This is a genomic window from Polynucleobacter sp. TSB-Sco08W16 (genome assembly GCF_018687455.1).
Taxonomy (GTDB): domain Bacteria; phylum Pseudomonadota; class Gammaproteobacteria; order Burkholderiales; family Burkholderiaceae; genus Polynucleobacter.
Genome location: NZ_CP061291.1, coordinates 746,266 through 762,435, shown reverse-complemented (window position 1 = coordinate 762,435; position 16,170 = coordinate 746,266). Strand labels below are relative to the sequence as shown.

General features: G+C 45.5%; 12 protein-coding genes and 1 tRNA gene. 8 read left to right on the top strand and 5 right to left on the bottom strand.

The window, feature by feature from the left end:
* Positions 1-265 precede the first annotated feature (265 nt).
* Together FD961_RS03870 and FD961_RS03865 are read left to right on the top strand one after the other, a co-directional pair.
* Positions 266-2,488, top strand: a complete 2,223-nt coding sequence (locus FD961_RS03870) for a tetratricopeptide repeat-containing sulfotransferase family protein (RefSeq protein ID WP_251371328.1) — start codon at positions 266-268, stop codon at positions 2,486-2,488.
* Positions 2,485-3,654 carry a glycosyl transferase family 8 gene (locus FD961_RS03865; RefSeq protein ID WP_251371326.1) on the top strand — a complete coding sequence of 390 codons (1,170 nt, stop codon included), beginning with the start codon at positions 2,485-2,487 and terminating at the stop codon, positions 3,652-3,654. The genes FD961_RS03870 and FD961_RS03865 overlap by 4 nt, the downstream gene beginning before the upstream one ends.
* 15 nt (positions 3,655-3,669) lie before the next feature.
* Here the strand turns inward: FD961_RS03865 and FD961_RS03860 are convergent, their stop codons facing one another.
* Positions 3,670-4,386, bottom strand: coding sequence for a hypothetical protein (locus tag FD961_RS03860; protein ID WP_215394183.1), 717 nt, complete (start codon positions 4,384-4,386; stop codon positions 3,670-3,672).
* 222 nt (positions 4,387-4,608) lie between these two features.
* On the opposite strand from FD961_RS03860, the gene cysC reads away from it, so the two are divergent.
* Together cysC and FD961_RS03850 are read left to right on the top strand one after the other, a co-directional pair.
* Positions 4,609-5,187, top strand: coding sequence for an adenylyl-sulfate kinase (cysC, locus tag FD961_RS03855; RefSeq protein ID WP_215394182.1), 579 nt, complete (start codon positions 4,609-4,611; stop codon positions 5,185-5,187).
* Positions 5,188-5,438: 251 nt separating this feature from the next.
* On the top strand, positions 5,439-6,083 hold the full coding sequence (locus tag FD961_RS03850; protein ID WP_215394181.1) for a TetR/AcrR family transcriptional regulator: 645 nt from the start codon (positions 5,439-5,441) through the stop codon (positions 6,081-6,083).
* 53 nt (positions 6,084-6,136) lie between these two features.
* On the opposite strand, the gene FD961_RS03845 is transcribed toward FD961_RS03850, so the two are convergent.
* Positions 6,137-6,226 (bottom strand) — tRNA-Ser (locus FD961_RS03845).
* Positions 6,227-6,246: 20 nt separating this feature from the next.
* Positions 6,247-7,383 (bottom strand): NAD(P)/FAD-dependent oxidoreductase, encoded by a 1,137-nt coding sequence (locus FD961_RS03840; protein ID WP_215394180.1) that lies wholly within the window; start codon positions 7,381-7,383, stop codon positions 6,247-6,249.
* 136 nt (positions 7,384-7,519) lie between these two features.
* Here FD961_RS03840 and pgi point away from each other — a divergent pair, with 136 nt between their 5' ends.
* Together pgi and FD961_RS03830 are read left to right on the top strand one after the other, a co-directional pair.
* Positions 7,520-9,046: a glucose-6-phosphate isomerase gene (gene pgi / locus FD961_RS03835; RefSeq protein WP_215394179.1), complete on the top strand. Its 1,527-nt coding sequence runs from the start codon at positions 7,520-7,522 to the stop codon at positions 9,044-9,046.
* Between the two features lie 42 nt (positions 9,047-9,088).
* Entirely contained in the window at positions 9,089-10,474 is a 1,386-nt protein-coding gene (locus FD961_RS03830; RefSeq protein ID WP_215394178.1) for a phosphomannomutase/phosphoglucomutase, read from the top strand.
* 48 nt (positions 10,475-10,522) lie between these two features.
* Here the strand turns inward: FD961_RS03830 and FD961_RS03825 are convergent, their stop codons facing one another.
* Positions 10,523-12,289: a ShlB/FhaC/HecB family hemolysin secretion/activation protein gene (locus tag FD961_RS03825; protein ID WP_215394177.1), complete on the bottom strand. Its 1,767-nt coding sequence runs from the start codon at positions 12,287-12,289 to the stop codon at positions 10,523-10,525.
* A gap of 100 nt (positions 12,290-12,389) precedes the next feature.
* On the opposite strand from FD961_RS03825, the gene nadA reads away from it, so the two are divergent.
* Positions 12,390-13,517, top strand: coding sequence for a quinolinate synthase NadA (gene nadA / locus FD961_RS03820; RefSeq protein ID WP_215394176.1), 1,128 nt, complete (start codon positions 12,390-12,392; stop codon positions 13,515-13,517).
* A 36-nt stretch (positions 13,518-13,553) separates the two neighbouring features.
* Entirely contained in the window at positions 13,554-14,411 is an 858-nt protein-coding gene (gene nadC / locus FD961_RS03815; RefSeq protein WP_215394175.1) for a carboxylating nicotinate-nucleotide diphosphorylase, read from the top strand.
* A 3-nt stretch (positions 14,412-14,414) separates the two neighbouring features.
* Here nadC and nadB read toward each other — a convergent pair whose 3' ends face one another.
* Entirely contained in the window at positions 14,415-16,070 is a 1,656-nt protein-coding gene (gene nadB / locus FD961_RS03810; protein ID WP_215394174.1) for an L-aspartate oxidase, read from the bottom strand.
* Positions 16,071-16,170: the final 100 nt, after the last annotated feature.

Sequence of the window (16,170 nt, the reverse complement as noted above, 5' to 3'; positions counted from 1 at the left end):
GTGGGCTTGCCTCTCAACTTGATTAGTTCTGCAATTGCCAATAAAACAAAATGATTGCCTTTGAATTAATTTTCTTGACTCAAAGTCGGTCAATCTAGAGTGCAAAAATACCGAACATTCGTTTGGTGTGAATGGGTGATGTGAAGATTTTTAGGTTATAAAATGGCACATTAGCCAATTAGCAAGGCTTTGGTAGTTACCTCTTTCCAATATTTTTTGACACAAGCCCCACTTGCACTCCTCCACACTTCTAGCCTTATAAATTATGCAAAACTCTGACCCAAATGCAGCACAACCTAATCTCTCACCGATGCAAGGTGCTGCATTATCGATTCCCGAAGCACTGGGTCAGGCCTATGCACATTGGAATGCAGGCCAAGCCGATCAGGCTGAACTGCTTTGTCAACGCATTTTGGCTATCTGGCCAGGCCAAGCGGATGCCTTGCATCTCATGGGCCTAATGGCTCATGCGTTTAACAACATTGATCTGGCAATTGACTATCTCCGCAAGGCTGCATTAGTACCAAGAGTGCCCCCGCTCTTTTTGAGCAACCTTGCAGAAATGCTTAGACAAAAAGGGAATCTGACAGAGGCTGAAGACTATGCTCGCAGAGCATTAAATGCAGATAAAACTCTACCTGCAATTTGGAATAATTTAGGCATCATCCTACAAGAATCGGGCAAGCTGGAAGAGGCGCGTTTTTGTCTTGAAAAAATGTTGTCAATGGAGCCCAATAATCCACAGGTCCATAACAATCTTGCAAACACTTACAAGCGTTTAGGCAAACAAGTATTAGCGAAAGATCACTGGTTAAAAGCGCTACAACTTAACCCACAATACCCAGATCCATACAGCAATTTGTCTTACCTATTAGGTCAAATGTCACAGCATGATGAGGCCATTGCATATGGTCGCAAGGCCATAGAACTGAACCCCCACTTATCAGATGCTTACATTAACTTAGCTGCCATTGAGACTTCACGCAATCGCCACAATGATGCGCTACGTTGGTTAGATGCCCTATTGAGTTTTGCTCCGGACAACACCATTGGCCTTGCATCTAAAAGCTTGACGCTGATGCATTTGGATAGGCTCGATGAGGCTCTTGAAACAGTAAATCGTGCACTGGAATTTGCACCTCAAAATCCTGAAGTCATTAATACCAAAGGCTTTGTATTACAGGCCTTGGGTAAAACGCCCGAAGCGATCGAAGCATTTAAAACAGCTGCCAGTATTCCCGGCTTAGTAAACGAGAAAGCCCTAACTAATCTTGCGATTTTGCATATGCAAGAAGGTGACAATGAAAAAGCACAAATTGCTTTTGAAGAGCTCGTCAAAGCATATCCAACTTCTGCACAAGCTTGGTTTCAGCGCTCCGATTTAATGACTTTCACTGCTGATGATCCAAGCATTATCCAGATGGAAGAGATTTTGCAATCACTTGAATTTCCAACCGACAGCGACAAGATGATGTTGCATTTTGCTCTTGGTAAAGCCTATCTTGATATTGGAAATTCTGCCAAAGCCTTTGAGCACCTCAATTTGGGCAATCAAATGAAGCGGGCTACCTTCCCTTTTAGCGTTCAAGACAGCGCGCAGTGGCTCAAGGGTATTGAGAGTACTTTCAACAAGGAATACATTACTAATGCACTTTCACGCAGCCCGCGTGAGCCCAAAGATGCCCCTATTTTTATTGTCGGCATGCCGCGTTCGGGCACCTCCCTGATTGAGCAAATTTTGGCTTCACACTCCAAAATTTACGGCGCTGGCGAGCTGAAATGGATTCAAAGCATGGTGAACGATTTTGCTAGCTACCCTAGTATCAACCCTGCTCTAGATGCCGATCGTTCTGCACGATTGGGTAAGCAATATATCGAAAAAATAAGTGCCTTATCGCCCGATCTCAATATTGTGGTGGATAAGATGCCGGCGAATTTTCTACATGTTGGCTTAATCCATGCGATTTTGCCTCATGCAAAAATTATTCATTGCAAACGCAATGCAGTCGATACCTGCCTATCTATTTATAGCAAGCTGTTTAATGATGAGCAATTATTTGCCTATGACCTCAAAGAGCTTGGCGAATTTTATCTTGCCTATGAACACATGATGGACCACTGGAAAGCAGTAATACCTACAAGCAACTTCATTGAAATCGAATATGAAGATGTAGTGGAAAATATTGAAGAGCAAGCCCGAAAGATGCTTGATTTTATTGGCCTAGAGTGGGAGCCTGCGTGTATCGACTTCCACAAGACAAAGCGCACCGTTAAAACAGCTAGCGCCAATCAAGTACGCCAGCCTTTATACAAGAGCTCAAGTGGGCGTTGGCGTAAGCATGCTGAACAGCTACAGAATTTACTCCTTGCCTTAAATTACTCAGAAACAGATGCAGCCACCGAAATGGTACAGGTGGAAACAAAAAAAACTGCTGTCAAACCGGCAGCCAAAACGACTAAAGCTAAAGCGAAGAAAACATCATCGTGACACCGCAGCAATTAGAAGCAATCATTAACGAAGTTCAGCAGAAATTTAATGCTGGTGATCTGGCTGGCGCTGAAGCTGCTCTGCGTCCGCACTTAAGCTCGGGTGTTGGCCCCATCCCCCTGTGGCGCTTGCTAGCAAAATGCATTCGTCCTCAAGGAAAAATTGGTGAGGCCAAACTCATTCAAGAGATGTTGGTGGACTCTTTTCCGGGTGACTTAGAAGCTCGCTTTGATTTATCAGAAACATTATTACTCTTGGGTGAATTTGATCGAGGGTGGCTGGAATATCGCTATCGCTATAGCCTCAAGCACACCAAAATCATTGATCGAAAAGTCCAAATGCCGCGCTGGAATGGCAACCCTATACCGGGCAAGACTTTGTATATCCATGACGAGCAGGGTTATGGTGATACCTTTCAGTTTCTGCGCTTAGTCAAGCATGCTAAAGAGCGCAGTCAAGCGACGGTCATCCTCGAGGTAAATCATGAAAGCTTTCCGCTTGTTGAGCGCAGCCTCAAAGGGGTTTACGACCAAATTCTTCCAAAAGGAACCATTCCCCCTCCGTTTGACATGCACTGCGAACTCATGAGCCTTCCTTTTGCCCTGCATTTGCAACTGAGCGATTTACCAGGAGAAATTCCTTACCTTTTAGCCAATCCTGAGAGAGTCAGAAAGTGGGCTGCGCGCCTGCAATCACTCCCTAGGCCCTGGGTTGCAATTTGCTGGGCAGGCAGGCCAACGCACTTTAATGATGGCAATCGCAGCATGAAGCTCGATGCTTGGAAGCCAATTCTAGAAACTGGTGCCTCGTTTATCTCTATTCAAAAGGGTCCTGCCACTGCACAAATCAATGAACTATCGCCAAATTGCCCCGTACTCAATCTGGATTCAGAAATTATGGATTTTGAAGATACGGCTGCAATTTTGTGTCTGATAGATCTATTAGTTTCAGTAGATTCATCTCCCATTCATTTAGCTGGTGCAATTGGTTGCCCTACATGGGTCATGCTTCCCTACATTCCAGATTGGCGCTGGCTTATCAATCGAGAAGATACCCCCTGGTATCCGAAACATAAACTCTATCGACAGGACCGAGCCGGAAATTGGGCAGGCGTTATCGATCGAATCAAAAATGATTTGCTACAACTTAAAGCTCAGTTTAGTTAGCCAGTTTCGGACATTTCACTTCCCGATCCAAGAGGGATAGCGATAATCCAGCGCACCCAAACTCTCATCTGGATACTGATTACCAGTAGAGCCAGCAAACCCTGATAATAAGGGCCTCAAGGAGTAAATTGGTGATAAGTTTTGGGTAATAGCACGTAAGCAAAAGAACTCGGCAGCTACGCCCGCAGAATCATCAGCCTGAGCATAGGCCGGAAGAATATGCCGCCTACAAAACTCCTTTGAAGTGAAAAAGAAGCGCATATCGGCCCATGCCTGAAGAGCATGTAGATCGCTAAAGTGCCCCCAAAAAATATTACCTAGTTGCGAACTTTCGATCATCTGCGCTATGGCATGAAAGTTTCGACAATATACTTTGCCAGTGCATTTAAAAAAATGCTCAACCTCTTTTAAGATAGCAGAATGATCAAGCGCAAACTCAATAAGTTTGCCTTCACCATAACCCTTCCCCCTGAGTCTTAGTTGTTCATGATCCTGCATAAAATGCAATTGCTCAACTCGCACATTCATCTGCTCTAGTAGTTTTACTTCTTCTGGATTCAGTAAAACAACATCCGTTGCATCCGTAATGACTATATTGCGCACCCCTTGGGACGCCCAAAAGAAAATAGCTGCTTTAGCAGAAACCAAACGGGCAGCAACCCCTGTCATAGCCAAATGCGGAATACCTTCCGGAGGAGCGGTTGCAGTGGTGATGAGTACAGTTGAATTCACAGGAGTCTTTCTTGCATGATCTATCGATTTTTGAGTCAAAATGAGCTCAAACTGCCTATATCTTATTGAAAATACAAGAAATAACAAGAAATCAAACAATCTTTCATCCCTGAACGGATCCATAAATATGCCAATGGAATCATCGCTGTGAGCAGCAGGTCAGTTCCAGCGATAATATTCTTTAATAAAAGCCTCCATCTTCTCTGCTAACTCACTCTATTCATGGCTACGACTCAGCAAATTTTCAAAATTGATCGGACGATGCGCCAGTCACTGAACCAACATGTTGCCAAATGTATATGGCTAACAGGTCTCTCAGGGTCAGGAAAATCCACTTTAGCCAATCTCCTTGAGCAGGAATTGCATGACTTGGGTAAGCGCACTTATATTTTGGATGGGGACAACATTCGCCAATTTCTCAATGCAGATTTAGGATTTAGCGATGAAGATCGCACAGAGAATATTCGCAGAATTGCACATGTGGCCAGACTGATGGTCGACGCGGGCCTTATTGTGATTGTGGCATTCATATCCCCTTTTGAAAAAGACCGTCAGCTTGCCCGCTCCCTGTTTGCAAAAGATGATTTTTTCGAAATCTACATTGAGACTCCTTTAGAAGTCTGCGAGCAACGCGACACAAAAGGTCTGTATGCCAAAGCACGCGCTCATGGGCTCAGAAACTTTACCGGGATTGACTCTCCATATGAGGCGCCAAGCAATCCAGAACTTATTTTGAATACCACCCAGTCTTTGCCGGCGGCATTAGTGCAAAAGACCTTGAACTATCTTGGGTTTAAGTAAGCGGCTTTTTAAGCTCTTCATCCCAGAATTTTAAGAGCGCCTCTTTTGTTCTTTCGGGGGTATATCCAGTCACTTTGCACCTCTTGAGGTCGCCCTGTAGAGCCTGCGCGCATTCCTAAAATCATGGCAACCTTCACCATCAAACCCGGTAAAGATAATGCTCATCACAGTAAACTCAACTAAGATACTAGTACCAATTCAAGTTCTGCGAAGCTGCACATCAATAATTTATTAGTCCATCGCCTTAAATCATGCCATACACACCCAAAACGTCAAAACCCAAACAAACGACAGTAAAGCAACATCGATCACTGAAGGCGGTTGATAGTATTTTGCTAGCAGGAAAAGAGTTAATTAACTCTAAAGATCAACAGCTCAATGCTAGATCTCTTGCTGAGAAATCAGGTTATTCCATTGGCAATATTTATCATCACTTTGAAAAAATAGCTGATGTGTTTGTTCAAATTTATGTAGAAAAGCGAACCATATCCCAGAAAAAGATTGCTCAACTTTTTTCTGAACATGATCCCCTAAGCCCTATCACAGAGCTTGCGCCCAAAGTGACAGACCAGGTTATTTATAACCACAATGAATTTGATCCGAAGGTGCTTACTTTTTGCCTTACGGCCTTATCAAAAGAGTTGAATAATCCATTCGAAATTGATAAATCAGTTGAAAAGTTAGTTGCTATTTTTCGCGAGACCGCAGAGAGAGATCAAACGAATACGTTTCGGAGGATGTCGATCCCTGAATCCCAGTTGCTTGCAAAAACCTATGTTTACGCATTAAGACAACCCTATATCGACGAGAGCGAATTGATGGGCACTGAAGAGCATCGACAAATCATCATCAACTTGTTCTACAGCCTATTTGGCATACAAAAAAATGACACTTGAGGGGAGGATATGTGGGAGAGACTAAAAGAGCGTATGTTCAGTTCTAACGGCATTGGCGGAAGAGGTGAGATTCGAACTCACGGAGGACTTTCATCCTCGCCAGTTTTCAAGACTGGTGCATTCAACCGCTCTGCCACTCTTCCTTTGCGATTTCAGCCCTAGATTATAAGGAACTTTTGATTTGCCCCTCTAAATGCTTGGCAATAGCAAGGCTAGAGGTCAGGCCCGGGGACTCAAAGCCATATAGGTTGTAGAGCCCTTGGAGCCCATGGTCCTGTGGGCCATTGAAGGAAAAGTCGCCCGCTGGAGAGTTTTGGGAGACGATTTTGGCTCTGACACCCGAATAATCTGGCTGCAAAGAGTTATCTTTGAGTTCCGGCCAATAACGCCTGACTGCCTCATAAAAGCCCTCGCCTCGTTTGGGATTGACGGTGTAATCAATTTGCTCTTCACTGTTGATATCGAGCCACTCTACATCAGGCCCAAACTTGGCTTGGCCACCCATATCTAACGTGAGATGAACGCCTAAACCGCCCGGCTCTGGTATTGGATAAATCAAATGCCTAAACGGAGATTTTCCTGAAAGGGAAAAGTAGTTGCCTTTTGCAAAATAGGCTTTAGGTATTTGCTCTTGTTTTAACCCTTCAATTTTTTGCGCAATCGCTGGTGCACTCATGCCTGCACAATTAATAAGTAACTTTGTCTGAATTTGCATACCATCAGACCCGCCGACATTTAACTCATAGCCATCTTCAGCATTTTGTCCAATGGGCTTAGCGCTGATGAGTGGTGATTGATATGCCACCATACCACCCGCATCTTCAAAGCCTCCGAGCAGAGAGAGCATGTATCCATGACTATCTACAATGCCCGTAGTTGCAGACAAAATAGCTGCGACACATTGAAGTTTTGGCTCCAATGATTTTGCCTCTTCTCCTGAAATCATCTTGATGTCAGGCACCCCATTATTTTGGGCTTTATACAAAATGGCTTGCAAGTCATTGATCTGGGTATCGTCAGCGGCAACGATTAACTTGCCGTACGATTGCGTTGCCACTTGATGACTGCGGCAGTATTCGTAAAGGAGTCGATTACCCTCTACACAGAGTTTTGCCTTGAGCGAATCCTTGGGATAATAGATGCCAGCGTGGATCACTTCACTATTGCGAGCGCTGCTGACAGTTCCAAAGGCACTCTCGCGTTCTAGCAAGATAGTTTCGCGTCCTTGGAGTGCCATTTCGCGGGCGACAGCAAGCCCAATGACACCAGCACCTACTACGACACAATCAACCTGCTCCATCTATCTCCGCCTATTTTTGTTTGTCTCTATTGCGTATTTGTCAATTTGTGACGACTTAATGACATTGAATATACCGAAATCCTAACATTTTCAGTGTTTTAGGGAATTTAGACCCCCTTCTTGATAAAATCGAGAAATGTCTTTTAAGCCAGTTTCTGACAACCTAAAATCGATTCACAGCCTCCCTGGCGTCATACCTAATGATGCCCACTCTGCTGTGGATGTTGTTCTGGATACCGCTTACCAAGGCATTGATGAGGATGGCTGGTCCTCCCTCTTTCAGACTGCTCGAGATTCTAAGCTTCCAGAATTTATCGCTGATCTGTTTGCTGGTAAACATATCAATCAAAGTGAAGATCGCCCTGCTCTTCATTCCGCACTGCGTAACCTCTCTAGATCTCCAGTTGTCTTGGATGGTCAAGATGTCATGCCTGCTGTCGCGGATGTATGGCGTCGCATTGAGGCACTCTGCAATAAATGGGTTGGCGTGACTGATGTCATTCATATTGGCATTGGCGGCTCTGACTTTGGTCCGCGTTTAGCTATTGAGGCATTAGCGCATGTTCCCGATATTGAGAGTCGCGGCATGCGCATGCACTTCTTGGCCAATATTGATACCGCTGAATTAGCTCGTATTTTGGATCGTGCGCAGCCTCATAGCACCCGCGTCATTATTGTTTCTAAGTCCTTTACCACTCTAGAGACTACGATGAACGCCAAGGCGGTTGTCGCCTGGCTTAAGACTTCTGGCTGCACTAAGAGTCAGATTGCTAAGGCTTTATTTGCCGTTACCGCCAATGTACCTGCTGCTAAAGAGTTTGGTATTGAGGAAGATCAGATCTTCCCTTTTTGGGATTGGGTTGGAGGTCGCTACTCCGTTTGGTCAGCCGTGGGTCTTCCAATTGCTTTGCAATATGGATTTAAGACCTTTGAAGAATTTTTAGCTGGCGCTCATGCCATGGACTTGCATTTCAAGAATGCGCCTCTAGAGAGCAATCTTCCCGTCATCATGGCCCTGGCTCTGCTCTATCAACAGGAGGCCCATGGCATCAAAGCCTATGCTGCCATTCCATATGCAGATGCTTTAGATTGGTTTCCTAAGTGGTTGCAACAACTGGATATGGAAAGTAATGGCAAAAGTGTTGGTAAAGACGGTAAGCCGATTAAATATTCCTCACCAGTTGTCTTTGGAAGCGCGGGTAGCAATGCACAGCACTCCTACTTTCAGCTTTTCCATCAAGGGCCAGAGATCATTCCGATTGATTTCATTGCAGTACGCAAGCCGATGAGCGATCGCCCTGAAGCGGTTGCACATCATCGCATTTTGCTATCTAACTGCCTAGCTCAAGCCCAAGCATTAGCGCATGGCAAGACAGATAGCAATCCAAATAATGTGTATCCAGGCAAAAGACCGAGTAGCTTATTGCTTTTACCTGAACTCAATGCGTTTTACCTCGGTGCTTTGTTAGCTTTATATGAAAACCGTACTGCTGCACTGGGTGCGCTTTGGAATATCAACAGCTTTGATCAACCGGGTGTTGAATACGGTAAGGTATTAGCTAAGCCGATTGAGAAAGCATTAGCCAGTGGGTCTGATCATGTCGTGGCTGACGATAGTGTTGATACCATTACCGCAGCACGAATTAATTTTCTCAATTCCTGATGTGTTGAGCGCTCTGCGCTTCCTTTTATCCTGAGGTATTTCATGCAACTCTCTCCATCCATCTTTAAAGCTTACGACATTCGCGGCATCATTGATGAGACAGTAGATCCTTCGATTGCCAAGTTGATTGGTCAAGCATTTGGTACCGAGATGCGTGAGCTGGGCGAATCTGAAATTGTGATCGGCCGTGATGGTCGCTTGTCAGGCCCTAGCTTAATTGCTGCCTTAACAGAAGGCCTACTCTCTACTGGAATTAATGTGATTGACCTTGGCATGGTTGCCACACCCATGGTCTACTTTGGTGCCAATCAACTACTAGATGGCAAAAAACCCAAGTCCGGGATCATGATTACCGGGAGTCACAACCCTCCAAACTACAACGGCTTCAAAATGGTTCTCGGTGGTGCTGCAATTTATGGCGATCAGATTCAAGATCTGCGTAAACGCATTGAAGCCAAAAAATTTGCTACTGGGCAAGGTGTTCGATCTACGTTTGACATCTTCCCTATGTACTTAGAGCATATTGTGAGTGATGTGAAGTTGGCTCGCCCGATGAAGATTGTGGTTGATTGCGGTAATGGAGTTGGCGGTGCATTTGCTGGTAAGCTTTTTAGAGCCCTGGGCTGTGAAGTACAAGAACTCTTTTGCGAGGTTGATGGCCACTTCCCCAATCACCACCCTGATCCAGCACATATTGAGAACCTACAGGATCTCATTCGTAACTTGCAGACTACTGATAATGAGCTAGGTCTCGCCTTTGATGGTGATGCTGATCGTTTAGGCGTGGTGACTAAAGATGGTCAGGTGATTTTCCCCGACCGTCAGATGATGCTATTTGCCAAAGATGTTCTCTCCAGAAACCCTGGTAGTCAAATCATTTATGACGTCAAATGCACTCGTAACTTAGCAAGTTGGGTAAAACAACATGGTGGTGAACCCTTGATGTGGAAAACAGGGCACTCTTTAGTCAAGGCCAAGCTCAAAGAGACAGGCGCTCCTCTTGCCGGTGAAATGTCTGGCCATATTTTCTTTAAGGACCGCTGGTTTGGATTTGATGATGGCCTTTATACCGGCGCACGTTTGTTAGAAATTCTTTCGAAAGAAAAAGATCCTACTAAAACGCTAAATGATTTGCCTAATGCAATTTGCACTCCCGAATTACAACTGGCTTGTACTGAGGGTGAGCCGTTTGCCTTACTTGAGACCATTAAAGCAAATGCAAGGTTCCCGACTTCTCAATCCATCAATACAATAGATGGTGTACGCGTCGAGTATGCTGATGGCTTTGGTTTAGCCAGGCCCTCCAATACGACACCGGTAGTGGTGATGCGCTTTGAGGCAGACAGCGAGGAAGCAATTAAGAGAATCCAGTCAGAATTTAAATCTGTACTGTTATCTGTTAAGCCAGATGCTAAGTTACCGTTTTGAATCTTTTCAGCTAACTAGCTGGGCATGATTACATGCAATCTAGCCCAATCAAAAACTGTAACTGGCACTGATCCATCCGCGCGGCTGGGTCGTAGTGCTATCTGTGTTTACGGCCTGTCCTGTAGAGCTATATAAAGGGTTCTGACCTACTTTCCAAGCAACCATTCCGCTAATGGCCCAGCTCTCATAATCCCACTTCACACCAAAGCCAGCACCCATTAAGGAATACGTATTATTAGCATTTGTCATACCCTGCCAATCCGGGTAGAGATTTTTGTACTGCTGAACTACACCGGCATCAAAGAAGCCTGATAAGGTAAATTTTTCATGGATTTGCTGCCGCAACTCAATCGTAAAAATACCCCCCTGAGCGCCGCCTGATTGCGCCACTGGATAGGCACGAACCCCGTAATTTCCACCCATATAGATTTGCTCTGCAGTATTTAGGTTAGCAGAGGAAAATTGTCCCGAGAGAGCCGTATACAGAGTTGTAGTGCCATCCTGAACTAATTGCTGAGTCCGATTCGCTGCAAAACTGAGTTTGGTGTAATTAGCGGGAGTGACTACGCCATATGCTGTAGGCGTAGTATTTGGGATGGTATACGCCCCATAACTAGAGGGGCTAGTAGGCAAAATGTCGAGGTGTCCAAAAATTAAGGTCACCGAACCAGTGCTGACAGCGCCATATCCAAACCCATCGACCATATTGCCTGATAGGCCTGCTGAAATATTATTGATGTTGTATGCACTAACTACGGTATCTGTTAAAAAATTTCGGTTGTTATAGCTTTTTATATCGTAATTGAGAGTACCGTTTAGATTGGCGCCAAGACTACGTATCAACGGATAGGCAGCGCTCACGCCTGTTGTCCAGGCATCGCCTGCTCCACCAAGGGAGACATAGTTGCTGACGTTTTTGTAGTTCAAGAAAGTGCCTGATAGACCTAAACGCAAGCCATCCGGTGAGGCGGGTACAGAAACCGCACCCTGAATATATTGTGAGCCATCTGATGCAATACCGTTTAATGAAAATTGCTCACCAATTCCAATCGGGTTATTTAGATTTAACGCAAAGACGCCTTGATTAGCGCCTGTAGTTCTACTGCCATAATTATTGAGCTCTACCCGCCCCTGAACTAGATTGGGCTGAGTTAATTGCAGCCGCAAATTAGCTTCCCCGTCTTTTGCTCCCTGCTCTAACTGGCTAGAGACAATCACACCAGGAGTTTCGTTGAGAATCATAATGGCGCGTTCAATGGCAGGCATGCTCAGTGGATCACCAATAGGATTTGCGTAAGTAATATATGCCGCAGCATCCTCTTTACTGAAGCGCGTTGGGCCTTGCGGATTTTCAACCACAACCTTCCCCAATGAAGCTTCTGTCACCACAATCTTGACTACCCCGCCAGCAATTTTTTGGGGTGGTAATGTCGCTTGAACGGTATACCCTTTTTTGCGGTAATACTGTTGAATTGCATTGCAAGCATTTTGCAAATCATCAAAACCAATATCTTTACCAAGCCAAGGTTTTAATACTTCTTGAATATCAGCTGCAGGCAGAATCTTTACACCCTCCAGCAGAAAAGAATTCACTGTAAAGCGCACTTCTCCTGCTTTACTTTTGGCGGCGGGCTCTGCCTCCTTAGCACTAGGCTCAGGAAGAGCCAGTGGAGAAGGTAAAGGTAACTGCTGCTCAAGTCCACGTTGTAGTGCCCCCGCATCAACCTGGGCATATGCAATCGAAAAAAGTCCACAATAGGTCGTGAAAAAAACTGCTGCTAAGCGCCTGCGAATGATTTTATGGCTTGCAAGCATATAAGGAGTCTGAATGGTTGAGTCAAATCTTCAAAAGATCAATCATTTTAACGGTATAGAGCTTAATGGAATGAATTGCCCAGACAGGTTAATATTTCGTATGAATTTAACTGTTAGCCCCCCAATTGCCTATGATTACCCACAGCAGGACGCTGCTGGGGCGACCTGTACCGCTCAAGCTTGGGCAAAAGTGCCGCCACACCTTACTGGTCCTGAGAAAGACGCAGTAATCGCCCGCATTAAGCAGCTGTTAATTGAAAAGAATGCTGCTTTGGTAGCTCATTACTACGTAGATGGCGATATCCAGGACCTAGCGATGGAGACTGGTGGTTTTGTTGCCGACTCTTTAGAGATGGCTCGCTTTGGGAAAAATCATCCTGCCAAGAACTTGATTGTTGCTGGTGTGCGATTCATGGGCGAATCTGCCAAGATACTGAGTCCTGAAAAACGCGTCTTCATGCCAGACTTAGATGCAACCTGCTCTTTAGATCTGGGATGTGATGCTGCTGACTTTGGCAAGTTTCGTGCCGCGCATCCTGATCGCGTTGTGGTTGTGTATGCCAATACATCGGCAGCAGTCAAAGCGCAAGCCGATTGGATGGTCACTAGCTCTTGTGCTTTAGCTATTGTTCATCAACTCAAAGTTGAAGGCAAAAAGATTTTGTGGGCACCTGATCGTCACTTGGGTCGATACATCCAAGAACAAACTGGCGCAGATATGCTGCTATGGAATGGCGCTTGCATTGTTCATGACGAATTCAAAGCAGCAGAATTAGAAATACTCAAAGCAGCCCACCCTAATGCGATGACCTTAGTTCACCCTGAGTCCCCGCAAGCAGTAGTTGATCTAGCGGATGTTGTTGGCTCTACTTCAGCCATGATCAAAGCCGTTGTTGAAGGTAGCGCTACTGAATATATTGTGGCGACTGATAAAGGCATCTTGCACCGCATGCGTCAGCTGGCCCCAAACAAGAAACTCATTGAGGCTCCTACTGCAGGCAATAGTGCGACTTGTAAGAGTTGTGCTCACTGCCCTTGGATGGCGATGAACGGTCTTCAAGGAATCCTAGATTGCCTCGAAAACGCTTGTGGTGAAATCTTCATTGATGAGCCGATTCGTGTTGAGGCTCTTGGTTGTATTGAGCGCATGCTTGATTTCACAAAAAATCACCCCGATCTTCTTGCTAAAGCCCAACATGGCTTTGTAAAGAATATTGGCGCTGCTTAATTAAGTTTTTTCTTTTATAGATAAGTATTGTTTTTCATGTTTGATTACAACGAAACCTTAGAACAAGCACGCCAGCGAAATATTCATGATGCGCTTATGGAAGATATTGGTACTGGCGATTGGACTGCTAAGCTCGTGCCTAGCAAGCCCGTTCAAGCACAATTGATTGTTCGTCAAGAAGCAGTACTGTGCGGTGTAGACTGGTTTGAAGGCACACTCAAGAAGCTCGATCCGAACGCAAAAGTCACCTGGCATTACATCGAGGGTGAGTTGATGAAGCCTGATAGCAAGGTGTGCGATATTCAGGCGGACTCACAAGCATTGCTCTCCGCAGAACGAGCTTGCATTAATTTCTTGCAAACCCTGTCTTGGACGGCCAGCATTACTCGCCAGCACGTGGATGCGATTGCTGGTGCTAGTCCAAACCCCAAAGGCTGTGCCGTACTAGATACCCGCAAGACTATCCCCGGTTTACGTCAGGCGCAAAAGTACGCAGTACGAGTGGGTAGTGGTCAAAACCAACGTCTTGCTCTATGGCACGGAATCCTGATTAAAGAAAATCATATTGCTGCTGCAGGTAGCGTAACCGCCGCCCTTCAGAATGCCCAAGCACTGAACTCTGGAGTGGATATACAGATTGAAGTTGAAAGCTTTGCTGAATTGGAAGAGGCTTTGGCTGCTGGCGCCAAGAGTATTTTGATTGATAACTTCAATACTGATCAAATGAAACAAGCAGTAGCAATTACTGCAGGCCGCGCGTTGTTAGAGGCCTCTGGTGGCATTAACTTAGACCAGATGAGTGCAATTGCGGCTACTGGTGTTGATCGTATCTCTCTGGGCAAATTAACCAAAGATGTAAATGCAGTTGATTTCTCGATGAGAATTCTGAGTTAATCCCTAGGCTTCTTTGGAATTTTCTACGCCCTCAGCTTGCGGTGTCAAAATTGTTGGGTATGAGACTGCCCAAGTACCTGGGTAGTCGCGACTGTAATGCAAGCCCCTACTCTCTCTACGCATCAACGCTGATCGCACAATCAGTTCGGCGCATTCGAGAAGATTTCGCAACTCAATAAGGTCACGTGTCACCTTAAAGTTCGCGTAATACTCTTGCACTTCATAACGAAGGAGCTTAATTCTGTGCAAGGCTCGTTCTAATCGACGATTGGTTCTCACAATACCAACATAGTTCCACATGAGTGAGCGTAACTCATCCCAGTTATGCGCGATAACTACCTGCTCGTCAGCATCATCTACCTGACTTTCATCCCAGAGTGGTAGCGGTGGCATTACTGGAGTCTTTAAAGCCGAGATATCTTCAGCAGCAGCTTTACCAATCACCACACATTCTAATAATGAGTTACTTGCTAAGCGATTGGCGCCATGTAAACCGGTATAAGTTGCCTCACCCACCGCATAAAGACCTGGAAGGTCCGTGCGACCTTTGAGATCAGTCACTACGCCACCACAGGTATAGTGAGCTGCCGGTACAACCGGAATAGGTTCTTTTGTGATATCCAATCCAAGACTTATGCAGCGCGCATAAATCATTGGGAAATGTTCTTTGATAAACGCCTCGCCAAGATGAGTGGCATCAAGATGCACATAGTCCAAGCCATGCTTCTTCATCTCAAAGTCGATAGCGCGGGCAACAATATCGCGCGGCGCTAATTCATTACGCTCATCATGATCGGGCATAAAGCGTGTGCCATCGGGCAGCTTTAATAGACCACCCTCACCGCGCATTGCTTCAGTAATCAAGAAGGTGCGATCACTAGGGTGATACAGGCAGGTTGGATGAAACTGGATAAATTCCATATTGCCCACTCGACAGCCTGCGCGCCAAGCCATAGCAATACCATCACCCGTCGCAGTATCAGGGTTGCTGGTGTAGCGATAAACCTTACCAACACCACCAGTTGCAAGCACTACAGATTTGGCTTCAATCGTTTCTACCCGATTGTTTTTAATATCTAAGGCATACACACCATAGCAACGATTAGGCTTGGTGCGTTGAGTCTTCGCATCTAATTGACGATTGGTAATCAGATCTAGAGCAATCCAATGCTCCAAGATGCGAATATTTTTATGAGATTTGGCTTTATCTAGCAAAACCTCGTGAATCGCTTTACCAGTTGCATCAGCAGCGTGTGCAATACGACGGTGACTGTGACCACCTTCTCGAGTTAAGTGCAAACCCATTGGGCCAGACTTATCTTCAGTAAACGGAACACCCTGCTCTACCAGCCATTTAATAGCGTCAGCACTCTCTTCTGCGATGTAACGAGCAGTGGACTCAACCACGAGGCCCGCACCAGCATCCAGAGTATCGGCCACATGGGAATCAATGCTGTCATGCTCCTTGTCGACCACCCCGACAATACCGCCTTGAGCCCATGCAGTAGCTGCCTCACCCAAGCCGCGCTTGGCCATCAAAATGACTGGCTGGGTCTCAGCCATATGCAGGGCAACGGTCAAGCCAGCCAATCCAGCCCCAATAATAAGGACCGGTAACTCAGCTTGAGCTTGGGAAGGGGTGGGTGTTGAACTTGCCATAGAGGGTTTATTCTAAAGGGCAATTGATTTTCATGAAGGTGATGAAAAAAGGCTCCATTTATGGAGCCTTTTTTCATTTGCTAGCCAAGCGTTTATATGA